23 protein-coding genes are annotated in these 24802 nt (G+C 51.3%); 7 read left to right on the forward strand and 16 right to left on the reverse strand.

Features of this window, described 5'->3' with window-relative positions:
• Window positions 1–13 precede the first annotated feature (13 nt).
• Together ACR64Q_RS10045 and ACR64Q_RS10050 are read right to left on the reverse strand one after the other, a co-directional pair.
• Window positions 14–301 (reverse strand): hypothetical protein, encoded by a 288-nt coding sequence (locus ACR64Q_RS10045; RefSeq protein ID WP_483823319.1) that lies wholly within the window; start codon window positions 299–301, stop codon window positions 14–16.
• A 174-nt stretch (window positions 302–475) separates the two neighbouring features.
• Window positions 476–1471, reverse strand: a complete 996-nt coding sequence (locus ACR64Q_RS10050) for a hypothetical protein (protein ID WP_313734534.1) — start codon at window positions 1469–1471, stop codon at window positions 476–478.
• A 139-nt stretch (window positions 1472–1610) separates the two neighbouring features.
• Here ACR64Q_RS10050 and ACR64Q_RS10055 point away from each other — a divergent pair, with 139 nt between their 5' ends.
• Window positions 1611–2285: a LuxR C-terminal-related transcriptional regulator gene (locus ACR64Q_RS10055; protein WP_313734535.1), complete on the forward strand. Its 675-nt coding sequence runs from the start codon at window positions 1611–1613 to the stop codon at window positions 2283–2285.
• 130 nt (window positions 2286–2415) lie between these two features.
• Here the strand turns inward: ACR64Q_RS10055 and ACR64Q_RS10060 are convergent, their stop codons facing one another.
• From ACR64Q_RS10060 to ACR64Q_RS10070, 3 genes are all read right to left on the reverse strand, one after another.
• Window positions 2416–4251 carry a hybrid sensor histidine kinase/response regulator gene (locus ACR64Q_RS10060; protein ID WP_313734537.1) on the reverse strand — a complete coding sequence of 612 codons (1836 nt, stop codon included), beginning with the start codon at window positions 4249–4251 and terminating at the stop codon, window positions 2416–2418.
• A 165-nt stretch (window positions 4252–4416) separates the two neighbouring features.
• Window positions 4417–5712, reverse strand: coding sequence for an ABC transporter permease (locus ACR64Q_RS10065; protein WP_313734539.1), 1296 nt, complete (start codon window positions 5710–5712; stop codon window positions 4417–4419).
• Window positions 5709–6623 (reverse strand): ABC transporter ATP-binding protein, encoded by a 915-nt coding sequence (locus ACR64Q_RS10070; protein WP_313734541.1) that lies wholly within the window; start codon window positions 6621–6623, stop codon window positions 5709–5711. Before ACR64Q_RS10070 ends, ACR64Q_RS10065 begins: the two co-directional genes overlap by 4 nt.
• Window positions 6624–6946: 323 nt before the next feature.
• Here ACR64Q_RS10070 and ACR64Q_RS10075 point away from each other — a divergent pair, with 323 nt between their 5' ends.
• Genes ACR64Q_RS10075 through acnB form a run of 3 tightly spaced genes read left to right on the forward strand, consistent with a single transcriptional unit; the run spans window position 6947 to window position 11167 of the window.
• Window positions 6947–7957, forward strand: coding sequence for an isocitrate/isopropylmalate dehydrogenase family protein (locus ACR64Q_RS10075; RefSeq protein WP_313734542.1), 1011 nt, complete (start codon window positions 6947–6949; stop codon window positions 7955–7957).
• A 20-nt stretch (window positions 7958–7977) separates the two neighbouring features.
• Window positions 7978–8586: a Uma2 family endonuclease gene (locus ACR64Q_RS10080; protein WP_313734543.1), complete on the forward strand. Its 609-nt coding sequence runs from the start codon at window positions 7978–7980 to the stop codon at window positions 8584–8586.
• A gap of 22 nt (window positions 8587–8608) precedes the next feature.
• The gene (acnB, locus tag ACR64Q_RS10085; protein WP_313734544.1) at window positions 8609–11167 is read left to right on the forward strand and encodes a bifunctional aconitate hydratase 2/2-methylisocitrate dehydratase; all 2559 of its coding nucleotides are present in this window, start codon (window positions 8609–8611) and stop codon (window positions 11165–11167) included.
• A 145-nt stretch (window positions 11168–11312) separates the two neighbouring features.
• Here the strand turns inward: acnB and ACR64Q_RS10090 are convergent, their stop codons facing one another.
• Complete coding sequence (locus ACR64Q_RS10090; RefSeq protein WP_231499571.1) at window positions 11313–11687, reverse strand: DUF2975 domain-containing protein; 375 nt, start codon at window positions 11685–11687, stop codon at window positions 11313–11315.
• 526 nt (window positions 11688–12213) lie between these two features.
• Window positions 12214–12636, reverse strand: coding sequence for an HIT domain-containing protein (locus ACR64Q_RS10095; protein WP_313734545.1), 423 nt, complete (start codon window positions 12634–12636; stop codon window positions 12214–12216).
• Window positions 12637–12852: 216 nt separating this feature from the next.
• Between ACR64Q_RS10095 and ACR64Q_RS10100 the strand changes: the two genes are divergently transcribed.
• The gene (locus ACR64Q_RS10100; protein WP_313734546.1) at window positions 12853–14220 is read left to right on the forward strand and encodes an autotransporter outer membrane beta-barrel domain-containing protein; all 1368 of its coding nucleotides are present in this window, start codon (window positions 12853–12855) and stop codon (window positions 14218–14220) included.
• 73 nt (window positions 14221–14293) lie between these two features.
• On the opposite strand, the gene mepA is transcribed toward ACR64Q_RS10100, so the two are convergent.
• The 3 genes from mepA to dbpA all read right to left on the reverse strand — a co-directional run bounded on the left by mepA (window position 14294) and on the right by dbpA (window position 17916).
• Entirely contained in the window at window positions 14294–15151 is an 858-nt protein-coding gene (mepA, locus tag ACR64Q_RS10105) for a penicillin-insensitive murein endopeptidase (protein WP_313734547.1), read from the reverse strand.
• Between the two features lie 36 nt (window positions 15152–15187).
• Window positions 15188–16324: an acyltransferase family protein gene (locus tag ACR64Q_RS10110; protein ID WP_313734548.1), complete on the reverse strand. Its 1137-nt coding sequence runs from the start codon at window positions 16322–16324 to the stop codon at window positions 15188–15190.
• 203 nt (window positions 16325–16527) lie between these two features.
• Entirely contained in the window at window positions 16528–17916 is a 1389-nt protein-coding gene (gene dbpA / locus ACR64Q_RS10115; RefSeq protein WP_313734550.1) for an ATP-dependent RNA helicase DbpA, read from the reverse strand.
• A 354-nt stretch (window positions 17917–18270) separates the two neighbouring features.
• Here dbpA and ACR64Q_RS10120 point away from each other — a divergent pair, with 354 nt between their 5' ends.
• Together ACR64Q_RS10120 and ACR64Q_RS10125 are read left to right on the forward strand one after the other, a co-directional pair.
• Window positions 18271–18912 (forward strand): hypothetical protein, encoded by a 642-nt coding sequence (locus tag ACR64Q_RS10120; RefSeq protein ID WP_313734551.1) that lies wholly within the window; start codon window positions 18271–18273, stop codon window positions 18910–18912.
• Between the two features lie 164 nt (window positions 18913–19076).
• On the forward strand, window positions 19077–19820 hold the full coding sequence (locus tag ACR64Q_RS10125) for a YkgJ family cysteine cluster protein (RefSeq protein WP_313734553.1): 744 nt from the start codon (window positions 19077–19079) through the stop codon (window positions 19818–19820).
• 105 nt (window positions 19821–19925) lie between these two features.
• Here the strand turns inward: ACR64Q_RS10125 and ACR64Q_RS10130 are convergent, their stop codons facing one another.
• The 6 genes from ACR64Q_RS10130 to ACR64Q_RS10155 form a co-directional block, all read right to left on the reverse strand.
• Window positions 19926–20360 carry a GNAT family N-acetyltransferase gene (locus ACR64Q_RS10130; protein ID WP_026600728.1) on the reverse strand — a complete coding sequence of 145 codons (435 nt, stop codon included), beginning with the start codon at window positions 20358–20360 and terminating at the stop codon, window positions 19926–19928.
• A 121-nt stretch (window positions 20361–20481) separates the two neighbouring features.
• A complete protein-coding gene (locus ACR64Q_RS10135; protein WP_313734556.1) occupies window positions 20482–21012 on the reverse strand; it encodes an REP-associated tyrosine transposase in 531 nt (176 codons plus the stop codon).
• Between the two features lie 69 nt (window positions 21013–21081).
• Window positions 21082–21630: a hypothetical protein gene (locus ACR64Q_RS10140; protein ID WP_313734558.1), complete on the reverse strand. Its 549-nt coding sequence runs from the start codon at window positions 21628–21630 to the stop codon at window positions 21082–21084.
• Between the two features lie 95 nt (window positions 21631–21725).
• Complete coding sequence (locus ACR64Q_RS10145) at window positions 21726–23153, reverse strand: AMP-binding protein (RefSeq protein ID WP_313734559.1); 1428 nt, start codon at window positions 23151–23153, stop codon at window positions 21726–21728.
• A 74-nt stretch (window positions 23154–23227) separates the two neighbouring features.
• Window positions 23228–24520 (reverse strand): hypothetical protein, encoded by a 1293-nt coding sequence (locus ACR64Q_RS10150; RefSeq protein ID WP_313734561.1) that lies wholly within the window; start codon window positions 24518–24520, stop codon window positions 23228–23230.
• Entirely contained in the window at window positions 24517–24759 is a 243-nt protein-coding gene (locus ACR64Q_RS10155) for a phosphopantetheine-binding protein (RefSeq protein WP_026600733.1), read from the reverse strand. Before ACR64Q_RS10155 ends, ACR64Q_RS10150 begins: the two co-directional genes overlap by 4 nt.
• Window positions 24760–24802 lie beyond the last annotated feature (43 nt).

Genomic DNA, 24802 nt, shown 5'->3' on the forward strand with positions numbered 1-24802 from the left:
AATAGTTGATTTTTCACCGATAAAAATCTACGGTCGTAAATTGATTGTTTACTATGACTGTGTCAGTTAAAACTTTGTTGGTTGCGCCAGCCGGTTTGGGTGAATTTGTAACAACCAAGAAAATATCTTTTGGTATGTCGCCTGGAGGAAGTTCGTTAAATTTACACACATTAAGAGGTTTGTTGTTTTTGTCAGAAGCCGTCACGCAATCGAATAATTCCAACGAACCAGCCTCTTCGAAGCGTATTTGCGTTTGTAATTGATCAAGGCTCAAATGGCCTTCATAACCGCGCATTCTCATAGTGAAAAATCTCCATTGATTTTTGGGAACCTCTAAAAACTCTCTTTCCCTCCGGATCTAGGGTGAGGGATGTGAACAATTGATTTAAATTCCCCGATCCCAACCTTCTCCCCGTGAGAGAAGGAGTTTGCTTTATTTTTAGAGGCTCCCTTTTTGGTGTATAAGTAGAATGACCTAACTGGTTGGAATCAGACCAACCGTAATAAATTGCTGTTTGATTTCGGTCAGATCGTCTTTAAATGTTACACCTTTGTTTTTTTCTTCGCTGACATCCCGAATACATTCGATTAGCAGATTTTTGGCGTCTGCAACTGAAATAGTTGCTTCCGTATTTTCTCCAAGAATCTTGCATCCGTTTAGATGAACTAACCCTTTACTCAGGGGGCCGAAGCTGGTTTTTACCTTGGCTAGATTTTGTTCCGTAATGTTTTTTAAGCTACTGGTGATGGAAGCTCGCATTTTCACGTCGTCTTCGGTAGCAAGTTGCGGCATTAATAAGTCCTTAGTCAGTTTTTCCTCGGCAACTTGCTTGCTACCAGCATTTTTCTTGATTGAGTTAATCGCGTGTTGAAGAGTACCGGCGTTGTAATAGTCAATTAGATCATGCACCGCTTGTGCCCATGAGTATCCGTTTTGGCCTGATGTCGAAGTTGATTGCATGCCGGTTGCGATCATCCTATAGAGTTCAGCACGATCGGCATTCATCTGCATAATTAATGCGGGTACTGTGGATTCGTAAATAAAGTTTTTGTCGAAGGCGATATTGGTACCGGATATACCGGTGGATAGAGCAGCCAATAGTGTTTTGGTACCTGCAGTACCAACGGCAGTTCCGGCTAGGTTTAGCGATAGCTCCGCAAAGTCGAAGACCATGTCTTTTGTACGTTGTTGTAATCCGGCGTTATTAACGAACTCGGCATAACGCAAATCAATTAATGTCAGGGCTTGGCTGATTGCTATATTGCGGGTTGAAGGATCAGTAATTTGGTTGGAGTCGAACTTTTCTAATTTCGGCGTGATCTCGGCACTGATCTTATCGATATCTATTGGGGATTCAGGTGAACCATTTAGCAAAGAACAGCCAGAAACAATTAATGAAGCGAATAAAATAATGAACTGCTTGAAATAATGCATAGTGTAAAGTCCACTTTTCAATAAATTGAAAATCAAGATTTATCCTGATGAAAGTTTGATCATATTGCTTTGAAATAGCCAGTTGTTTTCCGTACCAGTACAAACGTACTGGATTTATTTCAAAACTTACCGCGAGTAGAATCAAATAAAGGCGTTTACTGGGAGATTTGTGATTGTGAATATTTTGTTAATTGACGACCACTTCTGCGCCCGCGAGGGTGTGGCGTGTCTTTTGAAACAAATTATCCCTGAGTTACAAGTGTTCGAAGCGGAGAGCTTTGACGAGGGCTTGGCCTTGGCCAAGCAAACACTCTTGAATCTGGTTATGCTGGACGTTCAACTTCCCGGCAAAGATGGGTTATCAGGATTGGTGGAAATGAAAGAAGCCTTTCCGGATTTGTGCGTGGTAATGTTTTCCGGGCTGGACGATAGGGAGCTGGTATTTCAGGCGCTACGTTTGGGAGCGATGGGGTTTATCGTTAAGACAGTGTCTCGGCAGGTCTTTGTCGATGCGTTGCGAGATGTATTGGCCGGTAAAGTGTATTTACCGGCATCGGCAGTAGGGCAACAACGTGCGACTAGTTTGGATGTCGGTAGCGTTACAGAAATACCCGAGGTGACCGACTCGGCCAGTTTAGGTCTGACACAGCGTGAGTTTGAGGTGCTGACTTGGTTGGTGCAAGGGATAGGCAATAAGCAGATTGCCCGGCAGTTGGGTATAGAAGAGCAAACGGTGCGCAATCACCTGCGGCCGATTTATCAAAAGTTTGGTGTGGCTAAGCGTACTGAGTTGTTGGTGAAGGTGTTTGAGCGGGGGATTGTGTTTGGGAAGCCGGGGGTGGGCAACTGAAGGCTTCGAAGTTGAGGGGATTTTTATAAAGTCTCCCCTGGCCCCTCTTTTTCTAAGAGGGGAGTTAATAGCGCCAAAGCTTAACTTTATGCCATTGGTTAATAAACGGATTTTCTTTGTCGACTGTCCTTCACACGGATTTGGTTATCTGCATGGTTTTAACCATGGTTTCCCTCAGTGCTTTGGCGCCGGCAGGTTTACGCAGAATGGCGGTGTGTTCCGGTAACGTAACTTTCTCTTGGTCTGAGATGGCGCGGGCGGACAGGATCATGGTCGGCACCGGCCCGCAGGCGGCGTGGACTGTGGCGATAATGTCGTGGGCGGTTTCGCGGTTGCCCAGGTAAAAGTCGGTGATCAATAAGTCGGGGTCTCTATCGTTTTCGGCTAGCAATTCGGCGGTTTCCGCCAGCGAAGACGCTTCTTGCACCAGGCAGCCCCAGGCCCTTAGTTGCTTGGCGATGGCTTGTAATACCTCGGCATCGTCGTCAACCACCATCACAAAGTAGCCGGAGAAGTCGCCGTCTTTATCTAATCCGTTGTGTATCGCCAGCATCGGCTCGGCGATTGGCAGCTGGAGTTTAAAGTCGCATCCAAAACGCGAACCACATACCAAGCTCAGGCTGTGGTCGGGTAAACATTTTACGGCAGCGGCCACGTAGGCTAAACCGATGCCTAGGCCTGGTACTTGGGTGTCGTTCTGGCGGCGCTGGTTGCGGACAAATTCCTTGAATACTTCTTCCCGCATCTCTTCCGCAATCCCAGGGCCGCTGTCACAGATATGTAGCGTCAAACGGTGCTTACCGGTTTTTACAGCAGAGACCAATATCCAGCCACTCTCGGTATATTTGATGGCGTTATCCAGCAAATTGCCGAGAATTTGCCGCAGGATGTTGCTGTCGCTGCATAGGTTGTAAGGCTCTTGGCGGCGCAACACTACTTTAAGCCGGATACCGCGCTTGGCGGCTTGCGGCGCATACTGATTTTCCAAGCCGGTTAGCAACGCATTAAGATCGATACTGGTCGGTTGCGGAATTTGCCGACCAGTTTCCAGGTTGGCGATATCCAATACGTGGTTAAAGGCGGCATTCAATTCGTCTATCACCAGCCCCATGCGGTTAACCATAAACGCTGCGCTGTTACTAAGCGGGTTGGTTTGTGCTGTGTCTAACACTGCGGCATAGCAGGCCAAGGCTTGCAAGGGTTGACGCAGATTGTGGCCCATTTGCTGTAAGAAGCGGGTTTTGTCGTCGGCGCTGAGTTGGGCTTTGCGTTTTTCGCGGAACGAGTTGCGGGCGTAAGCTTCCAGTTGGCATCGGGTACACACGCCAAAGATGTTGACGATGCAAAGGTTCAGCATAGACGGGATCAAGTCAATCATGGTCAGCCCAAGGCAATAACCGGCTAGCGGCATGGTTAGTGCGGTGCTCCAGCCAAAGCCTATCGTTGCGCGCAGAGACATGAACATTTGCCCGTAACTGAAAAAATACATGGGCAGCAGGGCCGGCCAGGTTTCCGCGTAATAACGCGGGTTGCCGTCGTATAACAAGACAGCGATTAAATTGGCTGCGGACAGTCCGGCGCTGAGTTTGGCGATGGTGTTGATTTTGGCTACCGCTTCGACGCAGACATGTAGATATCTGAATAAACCCACCAGCACTAGGACGATGGGCAGCCGTAACAACGCTTCGGTATTTGAAGTATTGCCAATCTGTAGATCCAGCAGAATATAAGCCAGGAATGCGGCGGCTCCCAAGCCCAGCGCCCATTTCAAGGGGCTAAGCAACACCAAATAACGTTCTTCCCAAAATTGTCGTTCGGTGTCTTCGTCAAACTGGGGGATGGCAAATAGTTTGATGGGGCTGAGCGACAGCTTGGTATCGAGTAAACGCTCGAGCGGGCGACGGGCGGGTGCCCGAAAAAAAGCCTGGCTGGAAAGATGCTCGATGAATGGATTTGGTTTGCGCATGCCGCGGGTCCCGGTCGCAACCATCGTACTCGGTGCGGCGCAAAGGGCGCATCAGTTTTTCCGATAGCCAAGTTATTGTTGTTTTTGTAGCTTGGCTTTATTCTCTCTATTCTGGCGCGCTTAAGCAAGTTATGTGTGCTAACGCACAGACACGTTCTGCTGGGGTTAAACGCTTTTTCGCCAGCGTTGATAGAGCAGGCGTAAAATCAGTGCGCATTGCAGCGCAGCACAGGCTAACGCAGAAAATGCAGACTCTGCCCACAGCGGAAAGAATAAGGCTGAAACGCCGGTCATGCCGATGGCGGCAAACAGGCCGGGGAGGATGCCGTACAGCAGCGCTGCGGACAGTAAACTCAGGCTAAACGCGCGTTGCGGATTTTTGCCGTAGCAAAAAAACAGGTAAATGGTGCAATCGCGTAGTACTAAAAGTGCGATAGCCAGTGGATAGGCATGCAGGGAGATGTCCAGCCAGGCGAATCGTTGCTCTTGGAAGCTTAGAAATATCGCAAACGGCAGGCTTAGCGCAAAACTCAATGCGCTCAAGGGCAGTTCCTCGCCCACTCGGCGCCAGTTGGCTTGTCGGTAATAGTCCAGCAGACGCTTGATACGCATTGGTTCGTGCCGTTCGACGATCACACCCACGTAAGTCAATACGCTGCAAACCGCAAAAGCAGCCAGGGAAAACGAGTAGCTGGAGCTGGGAATAAAGCCGCCCAAATAGATAATCAAAAACAGCGTAAAACCGAACCATGCCCAGGGCAAATTGCGCAATCCCAAGTCTTGTGCCAGCAAGCGATAGCTGCCCATTACGCACCAGAATAAGGCGAAAAATAGGCTTATTTGGTGCAAAGTCTGCGAGTTAACCGTCAGGCTATACCAGGAATTACTTTGAAAATTACCGGACAAATAATTTGCCGTATCGGTTAAATCGGACAGTGACGGCATGAAAACGATGAAACCCACCAAGACCAAAATGAGGATCGAACCGGTTTTAAGTTGACCGCGTTGCACTGCCAGTAAACCCAGCAATAGACCGGCGCTTTGCACCAATAAAGCGGTGCCAATCGCATAAAAAAACAGAAGGGGTAGGGCGGGCGGATTGTCGGTGGCTAGCGCATGGACAAGCAAACAGATGCCGGCGCAGTACCAGGCCATGCTGGTGCTGCCCAGCAGTTTGCCCCAGGTCATTTGCCACGGCCCTAGCGCCGACAGGCGCTGCGTGTCCCAGGTACGGTCGCGATATTCTTCCACGATGCTGTCCAGGCTCTGCCGGGTGCCCCATAGCAGGGTAATTAGCATAAACAACGTCAGTGCGGCTTGCGCGGTTATGTTGCCTAGCCGATAGTCATCCAGGAAATAGGTTAAGGTAAACACCGCCCCTAACACCACAGGCGCGCCGACCAGCCGGGCTTGCGAGCATTCCAAAATTAGTTGGCGTTCAAATTCGGGATTTAGATTCATGAGTTGTGGCGGATGGTTTGTAGGTAAGCGTCTTGCAGATTGCTGGCAGCAGGAGCGAACTCGCAGACCGGTAAATCCAGCGCGATGAGGGCTTTCAGTACTTGGTGTTGTTGCGATGCGCCACCGTCTAGCTGCAATATGGCTTGTTGTTTATCGTCACTATTTAGCACCTTAATACCTGGCAGGGATTGCAGGAGCGGAAGCAGGTTTTCTAAAGGATTAGCCAGAACTAATTTAAATGGTTTGAGCAAGGACGGTGCCTTTACCGCCACTTGCTCGACTATCCGGCCCTGGCGTAGCACCAGCATGTCGGTGCAGTAGGCTTCCAGTTCGGCGAGGATATGCGAGGACACCAGCAGTGTCATGCCTTGCGCTTGCAAGTCCAGAAACAGCTCGGCTAGTTCGTGGCGGGCTTCCGGGTCCAGGCCGGAGGCCGGTTCGTCGAGTAACACCACCGGCGGTTTGTGGATGATGGCTTGCGCTATGGCTACCCTTTGCCGCAAGCCTCGCGATAATTCGGCTGGGCTATTTTCCAATCTATCTTGGATATGTAAACGCCGACTGACATCGTCGATAGCGGCGGCGCAATCGGCTTCGAAAATGCCCTGGGCGCGGGCCACGTAATGCAGGCATTGCCGCACAGTCAAGCGTTGATAAAGTCCGAAAAAATCAGACAGATAGCCGATGATCCGATGGCAATCGCGCGGTTGTTCCAACACGTCGATGCCGGCGATATTGATCGAACCGCTGACCGGTTGATCCAAGGCTGCCATGCAACGCAATAGCGTGGTTTTGCCGGCGCCGTTAGGGCCGACCAGCGCGGTAATGCTGCCGGCGGCGATGTTGAACGACACATCGTCCAATGCGCGTAGGCCGGGGTATTCGAAAATCAGCTTATCGACGGTGATCATGGTTAGTTTTAATCGGGACTTGGATCTGGAAATAGTGCTGGTTTGATGATAACGCTTTTTTGTATGCCGGACGCCGATTATCGGCTTGCCGTACTTGGGTATGAATTTTGCTGGATTTATCTAGTGAGCTTGGCGATGTCGCCAAAGGATGCCAGAAATTAAGGCGTATCCGCTTGCGGCTTGCCCATGCGGCGGGCGGCGAAACTGTGTATTATTACTCATTATGTAGGCGCTTTATTGTGAGGGCGAATTGATGCTAATCGCGATACAGCCAAGCGTGCCCAGTGAGTTGTTATTTTTAATTATCAAGTTAGGAGAAATGAATGCATAACGTCACGTTGATTAAAGGTGATGGGATTGGCCCTTCGATCATGGATGCCGCAGTGGCGGTGATCAACGCTTCGGGTGCGAAAATTCATTGGCATGAGGCGGACGCCGGTATGTCGGCATATGAAAGGACCGGTACGCCGCTGCCGGATGCTACGATGGAATCCATTGCGCAAACCAGGGTGGCTTTTAAAGGCCCGTTAACCACGATGGTGGGCGAGGGTTTTAGAAGCATCAACGTCGAACTGCGCAAACAATACGATCTCTATGCCAACGTGCGTCCGGCGAAAAGCTGGAAGGGTGTAAAAACCCGTTACGACGATGTAGATATTGTCATTGTTCGGGAAAACACCGAAGGCTTATACGTTGGTTTGGAACATTATTTGACTCCGGCCAAGGATATTGCCGAGAGCTTGGCCGTGGTCACCAAGGCCGGTTCGGAACGTATCGTCGAGTACGCCTTCAAGTACGCAATCGATAATAACCGTAAGAAAGTAACGGTCTGTCATAAGGCCAATATCTTGAAATACACTCAAGGCTTGTTCCTGAGAGCGGCGCGGGAAATAGCGGCAAAATATCCTGATATCGAATTCGACGAAAAAATCGTTGATGCGGCTTGTATGCACATGGTGATGAAGCCGGAACAATTCGACGTAGTCGTAACCACCAATATGTTTGGCGATATTTTGTCCGATTTGACCGCCGGTTTGGTAGGCGGTTTGGGCTTGATTCCCGGCGCGAATATAGGTGTGGACGCCGCTTTGTTCGAAGCGGTACACGGCAGTGCGCCGGACATCGCCGGCAAAAATATCGCCAACCCCACCGCAGTGATGATGGGAGGCGTGATGATGCTGAATCATTTGGGCGAACACGAAGCCGCTACCCGCATGCAAAACGCCATTGAAAAAGTTGTGAACGGTGGTGTCTATGTAACCCCCGATTTGAACCCGGATAGCAAATACGGCACCAAGGAAATGGGTCAGGCCATTGTCGACGCGATGAGTTGATTTTATTGGAGGAGGCGGTTATGAGCGCGCAACCACAGTTTGAGCAAACCTGGATTTCTCTCGAAGATTATCTGGCGGCGGAATTACTGAGCGATACCAAGCATGAGTATGACGAAGGCGAACTGGTGGCGATGTCTGGAACCAGTAAAAATCACGAACGCATTAAAGGTAATGTTTCTGCCGCGTTGCACGTGCATTTGCGTGGCCAACCATGTGAACCGTTCTCCTCCGACGTAAAACTCAAAATCGGTAACTATTTGTTTTACCCCGATGCCATGGTGGTCTGTAACGACACATCCACCCATGACTATTACGCCGAGGCAGCAGTACTGGTCGTCGAAGTGCTGTCAAAATCCACCCGTCGCCGCGACGAAACCCTCAAGCGCCGCTTGTATCAAACTATCCCGACGTTAGAGGAATACGTACTGATCGAACAAGACATCGTCGACGTCGAAGTCTGCCGCCGTAGCGAAGGCTGGGTCTCCAATCACTATTTTCTCGGCGATGACGTGCCGTTCGAATCGGTTGGATTGACTCTCAGTGTCGCTGACATTTATGCCAGAGTCGATAACGACGATATGCGCACATTTATCGCCGAACAAGCCGCCGCCGAAGCATCCCAAGCCTAATATCTTTTCACCGGAAACCATCATGTTAGAACAATACCGAAAACACGTAGCAGAACGCGCCGCCGAAGGCGTAGTGCCTAAACCCTTGGATGCCGAGCAGGTCGCGGCATTGGTTGAATTATTGAAAAATCCGCCCGTTGGCGAAGCCGATTTTCTAATGGATTTGCTGGCCAACCGGATTCCAGCCGGCGTGGATGAAGCGGCTTATGTCAAAGCCGGTTTTCTGACTGCCGTTGCAAAAGGCGAAGCGACGTCACCCGTGCTGACCCCGGAAAAAGCCGCCGAATTACTGGGTACGATGCTTGGCGGTTACAACGTTGCGCCGTTGATTGAATTGCTAGAAAATGCCGCGTTGGCACCGATTGCCGCGAAAGCCTTGTCGCAAATTCTACTGATATTCGATGCCTTCCATGATGTGCAGGAAAAAGCCGAAGCTGGAAACGCTTATGCCAAACAGGTGATGCAATCTTGGGCTGATGCCGAGTGGTTTACCGCCAAGCCGGAAGTACCGGAAAAACTCACAGTTACCGTATTCAAAGTTACCGGCGAAACTAATACCGACGACCTGTCTCCGGCCCCCGACGCCTGGTCGCGGCCGGATATTCCCTTGCATGCCAAAGCCATGTTGAAAATGCCGCGCGACGGCATCACTAACGCCGAGCAGCAAATCATCGATCTTAAAGCCAAAGGCTTTCCGGTGGCTTACGTCGGCGACGTGGTCGGCACCGGCTCGTCACGTAAATCCGCGACTAACTCAGTGCTGTGGTTCATGGGTGACGACATTCCGTTCATTCCTAATAAGCGTGGCGGCGGGGTTTGTATAGGCGGCAAGATCGCCCCGATTTTCTTTAACACCATGGAAGATTCCGGGGCCTTGCCGATCGAATGCGACGTGACCGGCATGGCGATGGGCGATGTGATCGATATTTATCCTTATCAAGGTGTCGTTAAACGCCATGGTACGGATGAAGTAATCTGCGAGTTTGCGTTAAAAACCGAGGTGATTTTTGACGAAGTCCGCGCCGGTGGCCGGATTCCCCTGATTATCGGTCGCGGCTTGACCGACCGGGCCCGCCAATTTTTGGGCTTGCCGGCATCGGCCGTATTCCGTCGCTTAGGCGTGGCCCACGACAGCGGCAAAGGTTTTACCCTGGCGCAAAAAATGGTTGGTAAGGCCTGCGGCGTGGCCGGTGTCAGACCGGGTAGTTACTGCGAACCAAAAATGACGACGGTCGGTTCGCAAGATACCACTGGGCCAATGACGCGCGACGAACTGAAAGACTTGGCCTGTCTGGGTTTTTCTGCCGACTTGGTGATGCAGTCCTTCTGTCATACCGCCGCTTATCCCAAGCCGGTCGACGTGCAAATGCAGCATACCTTGCCGGACTTTATCATGACCCGTGGTGGCGTGTCCCTGCGTCCGGGCGATGGTGTGATTCACTCCTGGCTGAACCGCATGCTATTGCCGGATACTGTCGGCACTGGCGGCGACTCGCATACCCGTTTCCCGATTGGTATCTCATTTCCTGCGGGCTCCGGTTTGGTGGCGTTTGCCGCCGCGACCGGCGTGATGCCATTGGACATGCCGGAGTCGGTGTTAGTACGTTTCAAAGGCCAAATGCAACCCGGTATTACCTTGCGGGATTTGGTCAACGCCATTCCCTATGCGGCTCTGAAAAGCGGTTCGCTGACAGTCGCCAAGCAAGGCAAGAAAAACGTGTTTTCCGGCCGAATTCTGGAGATCGAAGGTTTGCCGGATTTAAAAGTCGAACAAGCATTCGAGTTATCCGACGCTTCAGCGGAACGTTCCGCCGGCGGTTGCACCATCAAACTCAACGAAGCGCCGATTCGCGAATATCTAAATTCCAATATCACTTTGTTGAAATGGATGATCGCCGAGGGTTACGGCGATGTCCGAACCATCCAACGCCGGATCAAAGCCATGCAAGATTGGTTGGCGAACCCGGTATTGATGGAAGCAGATCAGGATGCTGAGTATGCGGAAATTATTGAAATCGATTTGAACGAAATCACCGAGCCGCTGTTAGCTTGCCCGAACGATCCGGACGACATCAAACCGCTGTCCGAAGTCGCCGGCACTAAAATCGATGAGGTGTTCATCGGTTCCTGCATGACCAACATCGGCCATTTCCGAGCTGCCGGCAAATTACTGGAAAAATCCGGGGCCTTGCCGACCCGTTTGTGGGTGGCTCCACCGACCAAAATGGACCAAAACCAATTGATCGAAGAAGGCTATTACGGCACTTTCGGTAAAGTCGGTGCCCGCACCGAAATGCCGGGCTGCTCATTGTGCATGGGAAACCAGGCGCGGGTAGCGGAAGGCTCCACCGTGGTCTCAACATCGACGCGTAATTTCCCCAACCGTTTAGGTAACGGCGCCAACGTCTATCTGTCTTCAGCGGAATTGGCGGCGGTATGCTCGTTGTTGGGTAAGATTCCGACGGTTGCCGAGTATATGCAATACGCCGCCAGCATCGAACAAACCAGCGCGGATACCTACCGTTATCTTAACTTCGATCAAATCGACAGCTATCAGGATAAGGCCAAGGAAGTAGCTTAGCTCCGCGCATTTTAGGCATCTTGCCGGAGCAAGCGGTAACCCAGTTTCAGGTGGGCTTCCGCACTGCTCCGGCAGACAATACTTAAGTACTTAGTAAAGGAACGGTAAAACCGATGTATGGCCTGACAATTCGGTTTTACCAAACTTACAGGCTATCGATAATCTCCAGACAGCGCTGAAAAGCGCTACGGACGATGAAGAAAGTCATGGCAATTGGATAGGATAGATAGTGCTCCGGCAATGCCAGACAAACTAGTACCAAGCCAGCCACTACGCAAGTGTCGAAGCGGGCCAAATATTTTTGCATATAACGCAAAGATTCTTGCGATTCCCAATCAAACTGCGGGCTTTTGTTAATTAAACCCAGCAGCATCCAGCTACTAAGCAAGGCGAAATAGACCGGAAACACGCTGAATTGCGGCGAGCCGTCGCTGAATTGCGGGCTCCAGTAACCGTACCAAGTCCATAAGCCCGCGCAGGCAAAACCGTCGTGCCATATCTTGCCGGGTACTAATTTCAAACAACCGCTCAACAGAAAGAGTACCGCGAGACAGGCCCACGCACCCCATACGGCCTCTATATTGAGTAAGGGTAAAAATGCATTTTGGGTTAGGGTTAGGGTGCTTAATATTAAACAGCAGATGATGAAAATAGGCATGGTAGTAACAATGGCTTTTGAAGTTTTACACAGTCTGCCCTAAGCTCGACGCATTTCAGCAATCGATATCGGCCTACTAGGCTCGAAATTTTCTGAGCCTGTCATGCTCGCACAGTCTAGTTTGAGGGTATTTAAAAGCACCTGGACTTACCCGTTCACGGAACACCTGTCCTTACTTTGCGACTTTTTTTTGATTGTGACGTGCTTTTATTGTCAGCGTCAATCACATAAAAATTGGGTTATTTCAGCTGCCGAAAGCGTATTTCATATTTTCGCTTGCCCATCCTCCAACTGGATTATGTCCATGAGGATTTTTTAACGCCTTGTGCTTATTTTTGGCCGTTGTCACACACCACGTAATGGGTAACGGAAAACATTAATTCGATTCTCAATTGATTAAATGCGGCTGCAGAGCGGAGCGGAGCTGGGTGATTCGTTGTTCTGTCTGGTAGCCCGCATAGGGTAGGCTGGCGAGCTTTCCCCATACCGGCGCCGGCCAGGCCTCATCGGTTTGGTAGCGCACCACATGATGCAAATGCAATTGCGGTACGAGATTGCCGATTGCGGCAATATTGAGTTTGTCGGGGTGATAAATATTTACAAGTGTCTCGGCAAGTAGGCAGGACTCGGCTTGCAGAGCCTGTCTATCCGCCTGGTCAAGCTGATAAATTTCTCTGATATTGTGGCGCCTTGGTACCAGGATGAACCAGGGATATTGGCTATCGTTCATCATTAACAATTCCGACAGGCTAAAACTCCCCACCTTGAAACAATCTTGGGCTAGTTGCTGATGAAGTAAGAAGTGCGGCATGGCTATCTCAACTAAAGAATAAAGTTTTATTGTAACTATTTACCCATCAGCGATGCCGACTTTTACGCTGATTTATTTCCTGGCAACAAGTTTAAACTTCTGCAATTTCGCAGTAAGTATGTAGGTATTTTCGTTATCGTCTATGCTAAGACCAAATTGCTGATTTGATACTTAGATTTTTTAAAGCACATAAGCATTTTCATGGGGGGAGAAATAATGATGACGATGCAAAATAAGACCGGCGCAATATCCGGCCCTAGTTACCCGCTGGTACGGTTAAAACTTGGCGTGCTGTTGATAGGTTCCAGCTTCTCGGCTGCCACGCCAGCCGTGTCGCCTATCGCGGGATTGCTGCAAAATACCGACGGCATCAATTCCAGCCAGAGCAATATGGCTAATGTGATTGAAATTGCCTGTCCAGGTGGGCGGGGGATTAACTCGAACGATTTTCAGAATCGCTGCGATGCGGTAGTGGGTTCCGCTCTTAACCAATCGATACCGCAAACATTTAACGCGCTACAACAAACCTCGCCGGAGCAGATACCTTCGCAAGGTGTTTCTGCTACGCGTACTTCTTTCAACGCGATTGCCGGACGGATGTCTGCTTTGCGAGCCGGCGCTCGCGGCTTTCAGGTTGCCGGCTTGGGTAGCGGTGCGCTGCCGATCAATTTGGCTTCGCTGGCAAATCCGCTTGGCGGCGCGGCTGGCGATAGCGGCGGCGTTTGGGACAGGTTGGGTGGGTTCGTCAACGGAAATTACAACACCGGCAATGTCGATACGGATGTCAATCAACTGGGGTATAACTTAAATAGCGGCAGCATTAATGCCGGCATAGACTATCGGTTTGGTAATGATTTGATTGTCGGTGCTGCGTTTACCTATACGCGCACCGAGTCCAGTTTCGACCGCAACGGCGGTACCTTGGATAGCGATGCTTACACCGGCGCGCTTTATAGTACTTACTACGCAACGGATAACTTGTATTTCGACGGTGTGGCAACTATGGGCGCCATCGATTACGCGTCGGTGCGGCATATCCAATATACGGTACCCAGTGAAACTGTGAATACGCTTGCCAAAGCTGCGCCTACCGGGAACCAATATTCAGTTAGCGTGGGTAGCGGCTATAACTTTGCGGTAAAACAATGGCTGTTTAATCCCTACGTAAAAGCCAATTACATCAAACTCGATGTCGACGGTTTTAGTGAATCAGGCGGCAGTGGCTGGGGAATGGCATTTGCCGATCAGGGTGTCGAGTCGGTCACCACCACGGTTGGTAGCCAGATTTCCTACGCGGTTAGTACGGCATGGGGCGTGTTTACGCCCAATGTGCGCGGCGAATGGCATCATCAGTATAAAGACGGCAGCCGCAATATCGCGGTGCGCTTTCTAGGCGATAACAGCAGCGGCTTAGCCTTTAACACGGTGACTAACGCGCCGGACCGGAATTATTTTACGGTAGGTACGGGGGTATCGGGCACCTTTGCACAGGGCTTAAGCGCCTTTTTGAACTACGACGCGCTGGTGGGATACCGGGACGTGGAAAGTCATTTATTTACACTGGGCGCCCGCCTGGAGTTTTAGCCCGAGAATTCCGAGGCAGGCTTGTGGGAAGAGGCACCTGACTCATCCCACAAGCTTGGTTTTCCCACGAGAATTATGGCTGCCGTAACAGCTGTTCGCACAATGCCGGTAACGGCGGTGGTGGCAGCGGCACATTTTTTGACGGTGCTTTGGCTTCTGCGGAAAACCACCAAGCCAAACTGGCGTCGCAACCGTCTCCAGGAGGTAAGGGGTCTTGCGAGTCGCAATGCGGATTATGCGGTGGGCATTTCAAGCGCACATGAAAATGATCGTCATGTTTCCACCAGGGGCGAATCTTGCGCAACCATTCAGCGGAGCCGGCGCTTTTGTTTTTGCATAGCTCTTGTTTAATACTGGCGTTGACGAAAATCCGGTCAACCTCCGGTTGCTGAGCGGCCGCTTCCAACACTTTTGCCAGATCCAACGACCAATGCCGGTAATCGATAGTATCATTTTGCATGTTCACGACCGACGGCGCGCTCCAGGTTTCGCGTTCGTTGGCTGTTAATTGCCGGTTACTGGCTTGTTCGGATAACAAAAACCATATATCCACATCCAGGCCTGACTGATGGCTACGATGTCCGCTTAAGGTCGGGCCGCCGCGCGGTTGTCCCAAATCGCCAATCAGCAACGAGCCCAGTTTTTGTTCAGCACTGAATTGGCCCAAGTGCTGGATAAAGCCGATTAAATTGGGGTGCCCATAATAGCGATGGCGGGACAAGCGCATGACTTGATAGCCTTGGCCGTCAAGGGGCAGGGTCGCCGCGCCGCTGATGCAGCCGCTGGTGTAGGTGCCTATGCTTTGGCTGGATTCCTGGGTCGGTGTGGTAATTTTTGCCCAGTCTTGGGCCGTTGAGCCGGCCTTAACCTCGTAGCTAACGCAAAAAACGGCAACGCCTAATAATATTGTCGAAAGGGCAGCAAGTCGCATGATGAAGTGCCTAGGAAATGGAGTGATTGGTTGGGATTATAGCGTCGGCTTGCCGATGGCGGCTATTGCATCGGTCACGCGTCGTCCCAAACTCATGCTGGGTATCTCCAGCCAGTGATAAAACAGCAGAGAAACGCCTTGTACACAGACTATGGTGATAAGCCAGCCGCCAAACCAAAGCGCCAACCGGTTTTCGGTAAACCCTTCCAGAAATTTTAAGACAAGCGGCGTCAGGCATATCAGGATAGCCATGTGGCTGAGATAAGCGCTGTAAGACACTTTGCCGATTTGCCTTAACACCGGCTGCGACAGCAACCTTTGTGCATCTTTAGAACCTAATACGAACATCAAAATCAGGCCGGCGCCCAGACCGGAACCCAGCCAAATGGCCTTATCGCCCAATAACTCAGACGGTACAAACGTGGCACTGGTATAAAATGCTAGGCCTGCCAATAGCAGCAAACGCCGATGCCAGCGCCGACCGGATAAATAATGGGTTAGATCGGTATAGTGTCTGGCAATAGTCATACCCAATAGAAAATGCAGCAAGAAAATCGACACACCCAACAGGCTGGTCGCCAGCAAGCCAAAAAATACCAGCCAGGAAGTGCCGCGTCCCGCCAGCAATAAACCTACCGGCAATAGCAAAGACAGTACCAGTTCAATACTTAAAGTCCAAGCTTGCGGCAGCAGTACGATCAAGGATGGTAACTTCAATAAAAAGCTCTCGCGCAGCATATTGGCAGGGGTTAACGGAAATTTATGCCACATGCCGGTTATCCAGTCGGTCGGCGGCAGACTGGTTTGGAGTATATCGCTGTCGAACGTGTGCAAAAACAGGCCCGTGCTGATCAGCAAAACCAGTAAATAAGGCAGCCAGATCCGAAACATCCGATTGATCAAAAAGCGCGCCAAATGGAATTCGCTCAAATCAGGAATATGCCCGGCCCGAAAATAACGCATAGACAGCACCACACCACTGAGCACGAAAAACATCGAAACCGCCGCCGAGCCGTCCCACCAAATGTGTAGCGGCGAGAAATCCAGCACTTGCTGACAGATCGGCGTTTCGCAAGGTAGTCCATAAGCGATCACGAAATGTTCGCTGATAACGGCCAAGGCCGCCAGACCGCGAATGGTGTCCAGGTAACTGATATGAGTTTTAGGCGCCACGGGCTTGAGTCTTTTGAAGTAGGAGGTATCGGCTGGGATAGGTATAGCAGGCTTTGGCTATTCGGCTATCTGCGCGCTGTTTTATTTGCCGGGTGTTCTGCAAGCGCAAGACGCCGATGAGCCAACCGTGGCTGTCAAACCCGCGAAGGAGGGATGCCCGATCAGCGCTTTAGAGCCGAGCAAACAACGCCTTTGCCTTTAAGCTAATTCCATTGCGATTTGCGTACGTTGAAATTGCGGCCTTTGATTTTTCCGGCCCGCAAACAGGTCAAGGCTTTATCGGCGCTGCCGCGCTTCACCGCGACGTAGGCGTGTTTATCGAAGATATCGATTTTGCCCACTTCGCTGCCACTTATGCCGTTAGTGCCGGTCAGTGCGCCCAAAATATCGCCGGGCCGCATCTTGTCCTTACGGCCTCCGTCTATCCACAACGTGATCATCGGCGGTTCGAAGCGGTGTTCGCTGCTCAGTTTAAACGGGGCGATTTCATCCCATTTCACGGAACCCGCAATATAGTCTTCAATCGCTTTGACGCGGGTCAACTCTGCTTCGCTGACCAAACTCAGCGCCAGTCCTTTCGCGCCGGCTCGGCCGGTGCGGCCGATTCGGTGCACGTAAACTTCCGGGTCCCAAGGCAGTTCGTAATTGATCACTGCCTGCATGTCTTTGATATCCAAGCCGCGCGCGGCGACATCGGTGGCAACCAGAATCGAACAGCTTTTGTTGGCAAACCGCACTAGCACTTGATCGCGGTCTTTTTGTTCCAAATCACCATGCAGGGCCTGCACGGAAAAGCCGCAATTGCTCAACGTGTCCGCAACGTCCTGACATTCGCGCTTGGTGTTACAAAACACCACTGTCGATTCCGGGCGATGATAAGCCAGCAAATAACCCAAAGCGTTTAGGCGCTTGGCTTTGTCTACTTGATGAAAACGCTGCTCGATAGGGTTGTCATGATGGCTGGTTTCGACGCTGACCGACACCGGTTTGAATTGAAACTTTTGGCTCAAGGCCCGAATCGGCTCCGCGTATGTCGCGGAGAACAACAGGGTTTGCCGGTGGGTGGGAGCATAGGAAATCACGTCGCTGATGATGTCGGCAAAACCCATGTCCAGCATGCGGTCGGCCTCGTCCAGCACCAGCACTTTCAAATGATCCAGGCGCAAGCTGGCTTTTTGCAAATGTTCCTGCAAACGGCCCGGCGTTCCCACCACCACATGCACGCCGTGCTCTAGTGAACTGCGTTGCGGGGCAAACGGTGTGCCGCCACATAGAGCCAGAACCTTGATGTTCTGAGTGAAGCGGGCCAATTGTCTGATTTCCTTACATACCTGGTCGGCCAGTTCGCGGGTAGGGCAGATCACCATGGCTTGCACCTTAAAGCTGCTCAAATCCAGCCGCGACAACAAACCGATCCCAAACGCCGCGGTCTTGCCGCTACCGGTCTTGGCTTGGGCAATCACATCCTTACCCTCAAGAATATGCGGCAGGCTTTCGGCCTGAATCGGTGTCAGGTGGGTGTAGCCCAAGGATTCGATGTTTTCCAGTAGGGCGGGTTTTAACGGCAGGGACGAAAATTCAGGTGTATTCACAAAGACTCTAATCGATAAGATGCGGCACGCTTGCCGACATGCGGGACGCAATGATAACAGAGTTGGGCTTTTGGTCATTGCTCAATCAACAGGCTGCCGGGCTGCAATTTGCAGCCGATTTTTAAGTCACTACACCCAGGTAAGATTCACATAAAAACACAGTTAAACATTAGGAATTTCCACATTATAAACATTTAAATATTTAGACCTACGGTAAGAGTGGCGGTTATTTCTGACTATAATTTACATCACCAAATCAGCTATTGATCTTTTGATACTGTCAGTTAAACGACGAAATGAAAAAATGCAGGATTTGGGAAAAGGGTGTAAGAAAACGAAAAATGGAGAGCGGCTATGGGCGTTAACGACGGTCTGATGATAAGCGATTTTAAGGCAGGCCAAGCAAGGCAAGAGCTTGGCAATTGGTATATACCTCAGTCTCATATAGACGCATTTGTTAAAGACACGGTTCGCGTCGAGACTTTACCGGCAGGATTCAAACTTTTCAAATTAAGCAAAGGGGAAGCTAAGTCCGATCCCAAGTATGGAATAACGCCATGGTGGTGTGCGGTAAGCCCGTTTAAGGAAGACTATGAAGGTGCTATTGGCCGATTCGAACAAGCTAAGCTTAATAAAATTGATATGAGTGCGATGGCGCGCTATATGTCTGCGGTTCCCATTGACTGGAATGAACTGGACAACTATATCGAAATATCATTAAAAGTGACTGCATCCGGCTTTTGGGGCACTTTCGCTCCGCAAGAAAAGTGGCACGATAAACACAAGCAGAATCTCGCCGTGGAAATGAGCCGTGGCAGAGCCACGCCGGCAAGCCGCACTATGGGGATAAAGGATGCCGTTCTTCCGGATGAACTGGGTGCGCTGGAAGCTTGGCAATTTTACATACCAGGTTTGCAAGAGGAGCATATTAGCCGGGAAAACCGTGTGATCTCTGCTCACGACATGGTAGCTCTGCAAGCATATTTTTTTGCATAAATTTTGGATCAACCCGCAAGAAGCTTGATAGAACTCGCAGGCTGATGAGTATTCAAAGTTGCCCTCGCTCGGCGACCTCCATTTTGACGTCATTGCGGGCACCATGAACGCCAATACCTTCATTGCCTTCCTGCATAAACTTGAGACGATTAATAACAGCACGCATGAGCAAAACCACACCAGCCAACATCAAACTAACGCTTTACGGCAAGCCTATCGAACTGGAAATCAGCGCGCCGACGCAAAAGGTGACGCCTGTGGCAATGCTGCCGACACTGCATCGCCTCAACAACACGTTTGTCGAAACCGCAGTAGCTGCCTTCGTTGCGGACCAGGAGACCATCTCCTGCCAAGCCGGCTGCGGTGCCTGCTGCCGACAAGTCGTGCCGTTGGCGGAATTTGAAGCCTATCAAATCGCCGGTGTGGTCGAACAAATGCCCGAGCCCAGACGTTCGGCGGTCAAGCAACGCTTTGCCGACGCTTGCGAAAAACTGGACGCTATTCAGTGGCTGAGCCGGCTCGAAGGAATGCTGGCGGATGGTACGAGCCACGAAGCGGTGCAGCAACACGCGCTGACTTATTTTCAGCAAGGCGTGCCCTGTCCGTTTTTGGAAGCGGAAAGCTGCTCCATCCATCCGGTCCGGCCATTGGCCTGCCGGGAATACCTGGTGACATCGCCGGCCGAACATTGCCAAAACCCGACACCGGAGCACGTCAGACATATTGAGTTGAAATTTCAGGTGTCCAAAATTGTCCGCAAACTATGGCGCACCAGCCACATCAAAGACCTTGATTCGGTGCCGATGATTTACGCGTTGCAATGGGTGAAGAAACACCCCAACCAATTTCCGAAAAAGCGCGGCGAGGATTGGCTACGGGAATTTTTTGATTACATGGCGAATCCGTGACGGCAGTTTTTTCGCCGTTGCTGTAACGTATGGGAATGCCGCCCCGAACGCTCTAGAGTGGCGGCGGCCATAGAGCAACCATCCAGCACGACACAATTTTAAGTATCAGCCTAATTCCATGTGATACGAGACCCGGTCTTCATCAATAACGCTGAAGCCCATTCGGTCATAAAGACGTTTTGCAGGGTTTATCTTTATGACAGTTAACACCAGTTTTTTATTGAGATTTTTTGCCCGAATGGCTTCTTGCGCCAGCAAAGTGGAGCCTATTCCTCGTCTTTGAAATTCAGGTAACAGGAACAGGGTGCGAACCCAATGACTTTGCTCGCCCTCCTGCACATAGATAGCCCCGGCAGGTTCTTCGCCGATGCAAATCAATTTGAAGTTTTGCACCTGAAGGTTTCTCCAGAAACCGGTATGTTGAAATTCATCGTCCCATCCCCATGCCCAATCGACGTAATCGCGCATCGACAGCTTGAACGCGTCAAATATGAATTGTTTGTCATGCTCGGCGGCGTCGATCAGGCTAAAGGAGGTCATAAAGTAAGCCAAATGTTGTGTATCTTATGTACGTTCTTACGCTCCAGCGTCCCGGCTACGAATTTTTATCGTTCCCACGCTCCAGCGTGGGAATGCAGCCTCAGACGCTCCAGCGTCACAATTACCATACGTCAATCTCGATCAATCCGTCCTGTCCCAAATAGTTAGAAGGACTGGAATATCGCCAATGCTCCGGCAAACTCACATAACCCCGCTTCACCGGATTGGCATGAATATAATCCAATTTCTCCCGCATCATTGCTTCACTAAGAATCAACTCCGCATGCACACCTTCCTGCCAGAACTGAAACTCCCGATCACGCTTGTGCGCACATTTGGCAAACCGCAATCGTTGCAACAAGCGTTCGGCTTGTTTTGCCTGCAAGTGATCTATGATTCTCCGCGCGGTAAAGGCTTTGAAACTAGCAACGCATTTATCCAGTGCAGCGCTCTGCGCGATGAAATGCAGGTGATTTTCCAGAACCACGTAACCGTATAGCTTCAAACCGACCTGTTGCCGTTGAAATTGCCAGCAGTCGAGCAGGGTTTGCACGGTTTCCGGTCGGGTAAATACCGGCAGCCACTCAACGACCGTGCAGGTCATAAAATGCGCTTGCTGAGGTTCAGTGATGGTGTAACCGCTTCGGCCCATTGGGTGCTCGCTGGAATTCAATAAGAGGCGGCGCGCGGCTTGCCTGGTGACGTCCTCTTGATTGAAGGGTTAGGGCTCGCCGTCGAATGCCTCCCATTGGCCAGTCTCTTCATTTCGTTTGAGACTCTGCTTTGAGGGGTAGTCTTTCCCAACGGTGCGAAAAGCATGAAGAACTGAACCGATTGAGACAAAGTAAAGCCGCCTATAGCGCATGGTGTCAGAAGTGAGAAAGAACCCCTCCAGTTCGCCTTTCTCACCGAGCGTAATAATGAAGATGAAGCTGTGCACTACTTGATTGCAGAGAAAGCCGATGTCGCGAGTTTCAACTGACTTCTGATTTAGGTCGAATAGCTCGTCGATCTCACTTCGATTGAAGTAGTCGACCGCCCGCCCCGGCTTACCCGGAAACCACTCAATTTCGTATTTGAGTTGCTTCGTTGACTCAGAGAGTTTGAATGTGCTGAGTAGCTTCCTGATTGCATAGAAGCCGATAAATATTTCGCGTTCAGCGCGCGCCAATGCCGCCTCGCTGTTTTTATCATTGACTCGCAATAGATTGAGCCAGCCAGCGGCTCTAACCAACGGTGCTTTCCAGTAGTGCGATTCGTGAATCACCATCGAGCTCCAACAAATGATTGTGAAGTTTCCGTATATCATCGCCGATTGCAGTATGCCCAGCAATAAACGCAGTCTGATGGTTTTCCGCCTAAACTTTACGCTACTAGTAAGCTCCGCACTTTGCCGTAATCCAACTTCCCATTCGCCAATAGCGGCAACTCCTCCAAAACCAGATAACGACTCGGTTGCATGTAGGCCGGCAATTGTATATTCAGTGTTTTGCGCACCTCGGCGATGCTCATTCCCAGTTCTAAAACCACCGCTAATGCCGGACGCTGGCCGGCAGTCGGATCGTCTATGCCGATCACCGCGCAAGCTTTGACACCGGGGATGGCATTCACAACTGCTTCAATTTCCGCCGGTTCGACGCGGTAGCCGGAGCATTTCAGCATGCGGCCCAGGCGGCCATGGAAGCGGTATTCGTTTTGTTCCTGGCTGGCGCGGTCGCCAGTGGCATACCAACCGTCAGCGTTCATAAAATACTTCACGTGACCGTCGCGCCAGTAGCCGCTGGCGAGCGTCGGTCCGCGTACCCAGAGCTCGCCGGTTTCGGCGTCGATATATAGTTCGCAGCCAGCGGCAGGCAGGCCGATGGGGATGGATTGTTCCGCGATCAAGCGTTCCCTCGCCACCGGCCAATAGCAGCAGACATTAGTTTCGGTAGGGCCGAAGAAATTGTACAAGGCCGTCTGCGGCAAACCGGCGGCCAGATCGATCAGCGCCGGGGTGGGAAACACTTCGCCGGCGAAGATGAGAAAGCGCAACGCTGCCAAAGGTGTTTGCGCCAAGTTGCCTTTATAGGTCAGGAAGGCCAGCAGCGAGGGCACGGTGTACCAGCCACTGATAGCATGTTCGCTTAGCCAGGTGCTCAAACGGGCTGGGGCCATGGTTAAACCGGATGGCACGAAATGCAGGCTGGCGCCGGCGCCTAATACTGCATATAGATCAAAGGTGGATAGATCGAAGAAGAACGGCGCGCTGCTGGCGATGCGGTCGGCAGCTGTTAGTTTCAATAAGCCGGTTGCCCATGAAGCGAATGCCGAAATCGCTCGGTGACTGAGCGCTACGCCACGCGGCTGGCCGGTGGAGCCGGAGGTGTACAAAATCGCGGCCAGCGCTTCGGCGGGAATTTCGATTGGCTCCGGAACGCCTTCGCTAAAGCTGGCAATGTCCAACCACAAGTTTTCATCCAACCAATCCGGCGCGGAACCCGAGCCTAAGACTGCGCAAACCTGAGCATCAGTGACGATAAAGCTCAGTCTGGAGGCTGGGTTTTTCAAGTCCAGTGGCACATAACAGGCTCCGGCCAGCAGAACGCCGAACAGCGCGCTGGCGGCGTCTATGCCGCGATCCAGATGAATCGCTACTGGCTGGCCGGGTTGGATGCCCCTTGCCTGCAAGGCGACGGCGATAGTTTGCGCTTGTTGTAGCAATTGCCGATAACTGACTTGCCGATCTTGCTCTTGCAAAGCCAGCGCGTCGGGTTGGTGTTGGCATTGGTTTAGAAATGGCGCTAGCAACATCTGTTTAGGTTTCGCTAAAAAAATGAAGGTTCTGATTATCGCTCCCACACTGGAGCGTGGGAGCGATAGATCACTCAGTTCTCCCCGGTTTCCAACAACTCCGTGTTCATCTTCGCCATCACTTTATCCAGCCACGCTTCGTCTATCGCCGGCGATAAGTAGCTATAGGACAAAACCAGCTTGCCTTCAAGCTGGCAGGCTAACAGTGCTAAACCCGGCGGTAGAGGCATCCAGCACAGCAGCGACATATTGCTAACCGGAACGCCGAGAAAGCCCGTCTTGCGCCAGGACAACTCGCCGATATCGGAAAACCACAGTGAGCTCAATTCGCCGCCGCTGTGTTGCTTGCGTAAGATTTTGGCGTACTTGGCCGGTGCCAGCCATTGGCCCAGCCACATCAGCGGCAGATAAGCCAGATCCAGCTCATCCCTAACCACTTGTTTATGTTCGCTGAGTAGATGTGCAAACAAGCCGTTTCGGTCTCGCACTTGTTGACGAGTAGCGCGGGCGAACAAGCAGCCGATATGGTTGCCAAACACCGGTGTTGGGGCATTCTGCCGACGCAAGTTAAACGCATAAGGGATGCAATAGCCGTCTTTTGCCGCCGGCGGTCCCACCAGTTCCATCGCCCGCATGAAACAGCCGAGGTAATAAAGGGTGCGGCCAGTAAGGCCAGTGTATTGTTGTGCCAACTTGGCAATGCGCTGCGATTGGTCGGCATCGAAACTTTGTAATTTCAATTTCAGGCGTTGTGGGCCTTGTTCAACCTGAGTAGGCAGGCAACTGTCCAGGCTATTGGCTTGCGTGTTGTGGCGTTTGGCTTTGAAGAATAATTGCAGTTTTTTCCAAAAGCTCCATTGCGCCAATTTGGCTTCGATCAGCGACGGCGAATCTTTAAAGCTTTCCGGCCGCTCGGAGGACAGGAAATCCAATAATATCTTGCAGCCACGGGCATCTAACAGCGGATGCAGCCAGATGAGCAGCAAGGTGCCGCCGTCTGCACCGGCTATCCAGTGTACGGTCAGCGGCCGGGATTCCGGGCGATTGAAAATCTCCAACAATATGCGTTGCGATTCGTCCGCTTCATCGGCATCCGCCCGGCATTCATGAAGTTCCAGCGCTATGGGCTTGCCGGTGGCGACCCACGCAAAGCGCTTGCCGCGCGGCTCGATTTTGGCGGATGCTTGCGGAAAGCGTTCTACCAGTAAATCCAGTCGATTCTGTAGGCCAGACAAATCAGGCGTTTCCGCCAGTTGCAGCGCAAATCCGCAATAACCGCCGGGCATGCCGGCATTACGAATCTCCTGATCAAGTACGTAGGTAAAATAATCGCCAGGATTGAACAGCTGTTCCGTGGAATTGGTCATCCGGCGTAACCGCTGCGGCGGAGCCAGTTTTCCAGAGAATTCAGGCTGCCGACGTTATCCGGTTCGATTTCGGTGTCCGGCAGCGTCACCCCAAACTCCTTCTCGGCAAACATGATCAGACGCATGATACCCATGCTGTCCAGCCCCGCATCCAGCAGATTATCGTCATCGCCGAATGAGGTTGGATCTTCATGGTAAATAAGCTCGGCAAAGATGAAATTCTTCAGTGTTTCCTTCATGGCAGTGAAATGGTGAATAAGTTAAGAAAGAAATCGTATGCAA

It is taken from the genome of Methylomonas sp. 2F7 (genome assembly GCF_057126975.1).

What these genes read in the sequence shown, in the direction of transcription:
- ACR64Q_RS10135 (WP_313734556.1), bottom strand. Translation starts at nt 21,012, where the DNA reads ATGGGCCGAAGCGGTTACACCATCACTGAACCTCAGCAAGCGCATTTT.
- mepA (WP_313734547.1), bottom strand. Translation starts at nt 15,151, where the DNA reads ATGCGACTTGCTGCCCTTTCGACAATATTATTAGGCGTTGCCGTTTTT.
- ACR64Q_RS10095 (WP_313734545.1), bottom strand. Translation starts at nt 12,636, where the DNA reads ATGCCGCACTTCTTACTTCATCAGCAACTAGCCCAAGATTGTTTCAAG.
- ACR64Q_RS10045 (WP_483823319.1), bottom strand. Translation starts at nt 301, where the DNA reads ATGAGAATGCGCGGTTATGAAGGCCATTTGAGCCTTGATCAATTACAA.
- ACR64Q_RS10100 (WP_313734546.1), top strand. Translation starts at nt 12,853, where the DNA reads ATGATGACGATGCAAAATAAGACCGGCGCAATATCCGGCCCTAGTTAC.
- ACR64Q_RS10150 (WP_313734561.1), bottom strand. Translation starts at nt 24,520, where the DNA reads ATGACCAATTCCACGGAACAGCTGTTCAATCCTGGCGATTATTTTACC.
- ACR64Q_RS10120 (WP_313734551.1), top strand. Translation starts at nt 18,271, where the DNA reads ATGGGCGTTAACGACGGTCTGATGATAAGCGATTTTAAGGCAGGCCAA.
- ACR64Q_RS10060 (WP_313734537.1), bottom strand. Translation starts at nt 4,251, where the DNA reads ATGCGCAAACCAAATCCATTCATCGAGCATCTTTCCAGCCAGGCTTTT.
- ACR64Q_RS10155 (WP_026600733.1), bottom strand. Translation starts at nt 24,759, where the DNA reads ATGAAGGAAACACTGAAGAATTTCATCTTTGCCGAGCTTATTTACCAT.
- ACR64Q_RS10070 (WP_313734541.1), bottom strand. Translation starts at nt 6,623, where the DNA reads ATGATCACCGTCGATAAGCTGATTTTCGAATACCCCGGCCTACGCGCA.
- ACR64Q_RS10130 (WP_026600728.1), bottom strand. Translation starts at nt 20,360, where the DNA reads ATGACCTCCTTTAGCCTGATCGACGCCGCCGAGCATGACAAACAATTC.
- ACR64Q_RS10125 (WP_313734553.1), top strand. Translation starts at nt 19,077, where the DNA reads ATGAGCAAAACCACACCAGCCAACATCAAACTAACGCTTTACGGCAAG.
- ACR64Q_RS10065 (WP_313734539.1), bottom strand. Translation starts at nt 5,712, where the DNA reads ATGAATCTAAATCCCGAATTTGAACGCCAACTAATTTTGGAATGCTCG.
- ACR64Q_RS10145 (WP_313734559.1), bottom strand. Translation starts at nt 23,153, where the DNA reads ATGTTGCTAGCGCCATTTCTAAACCAATGCCAACACCAACCCGACGCG.
- acnB (WP_313734544.1), top strand. Translation starts at nt 8,609, where the DNA reads ATGTTAGAACAATACCGAAAACACGTAGCAGAACGCGCCGCCGAAGGC.
- ACR64Q_RS10080 (WP_313734543.1), top strand. Translation starts at nt 7,978, where the DNA reads ATGAGCGCGCAACCACAGTTTGAGCAAACCTGGATTTCTCTCGAAGAT.
- ACR64Q_RS10075 (WP_313734542.1), top strand. Translation starts at nt 6,947, where the DNA reads ATGCATAACGTCACGTTGATTAAAGGTGATGGGATTGGCCCTTCGATC.
- ACR64Q_RS10140 (WP_313734558.1), bottom strand. Translation starts at nt 21,630, where the DNA reads ATGGTGATTCACGAATCGCACTACTGGAAAGCACCGTTGGTTAGAGCC.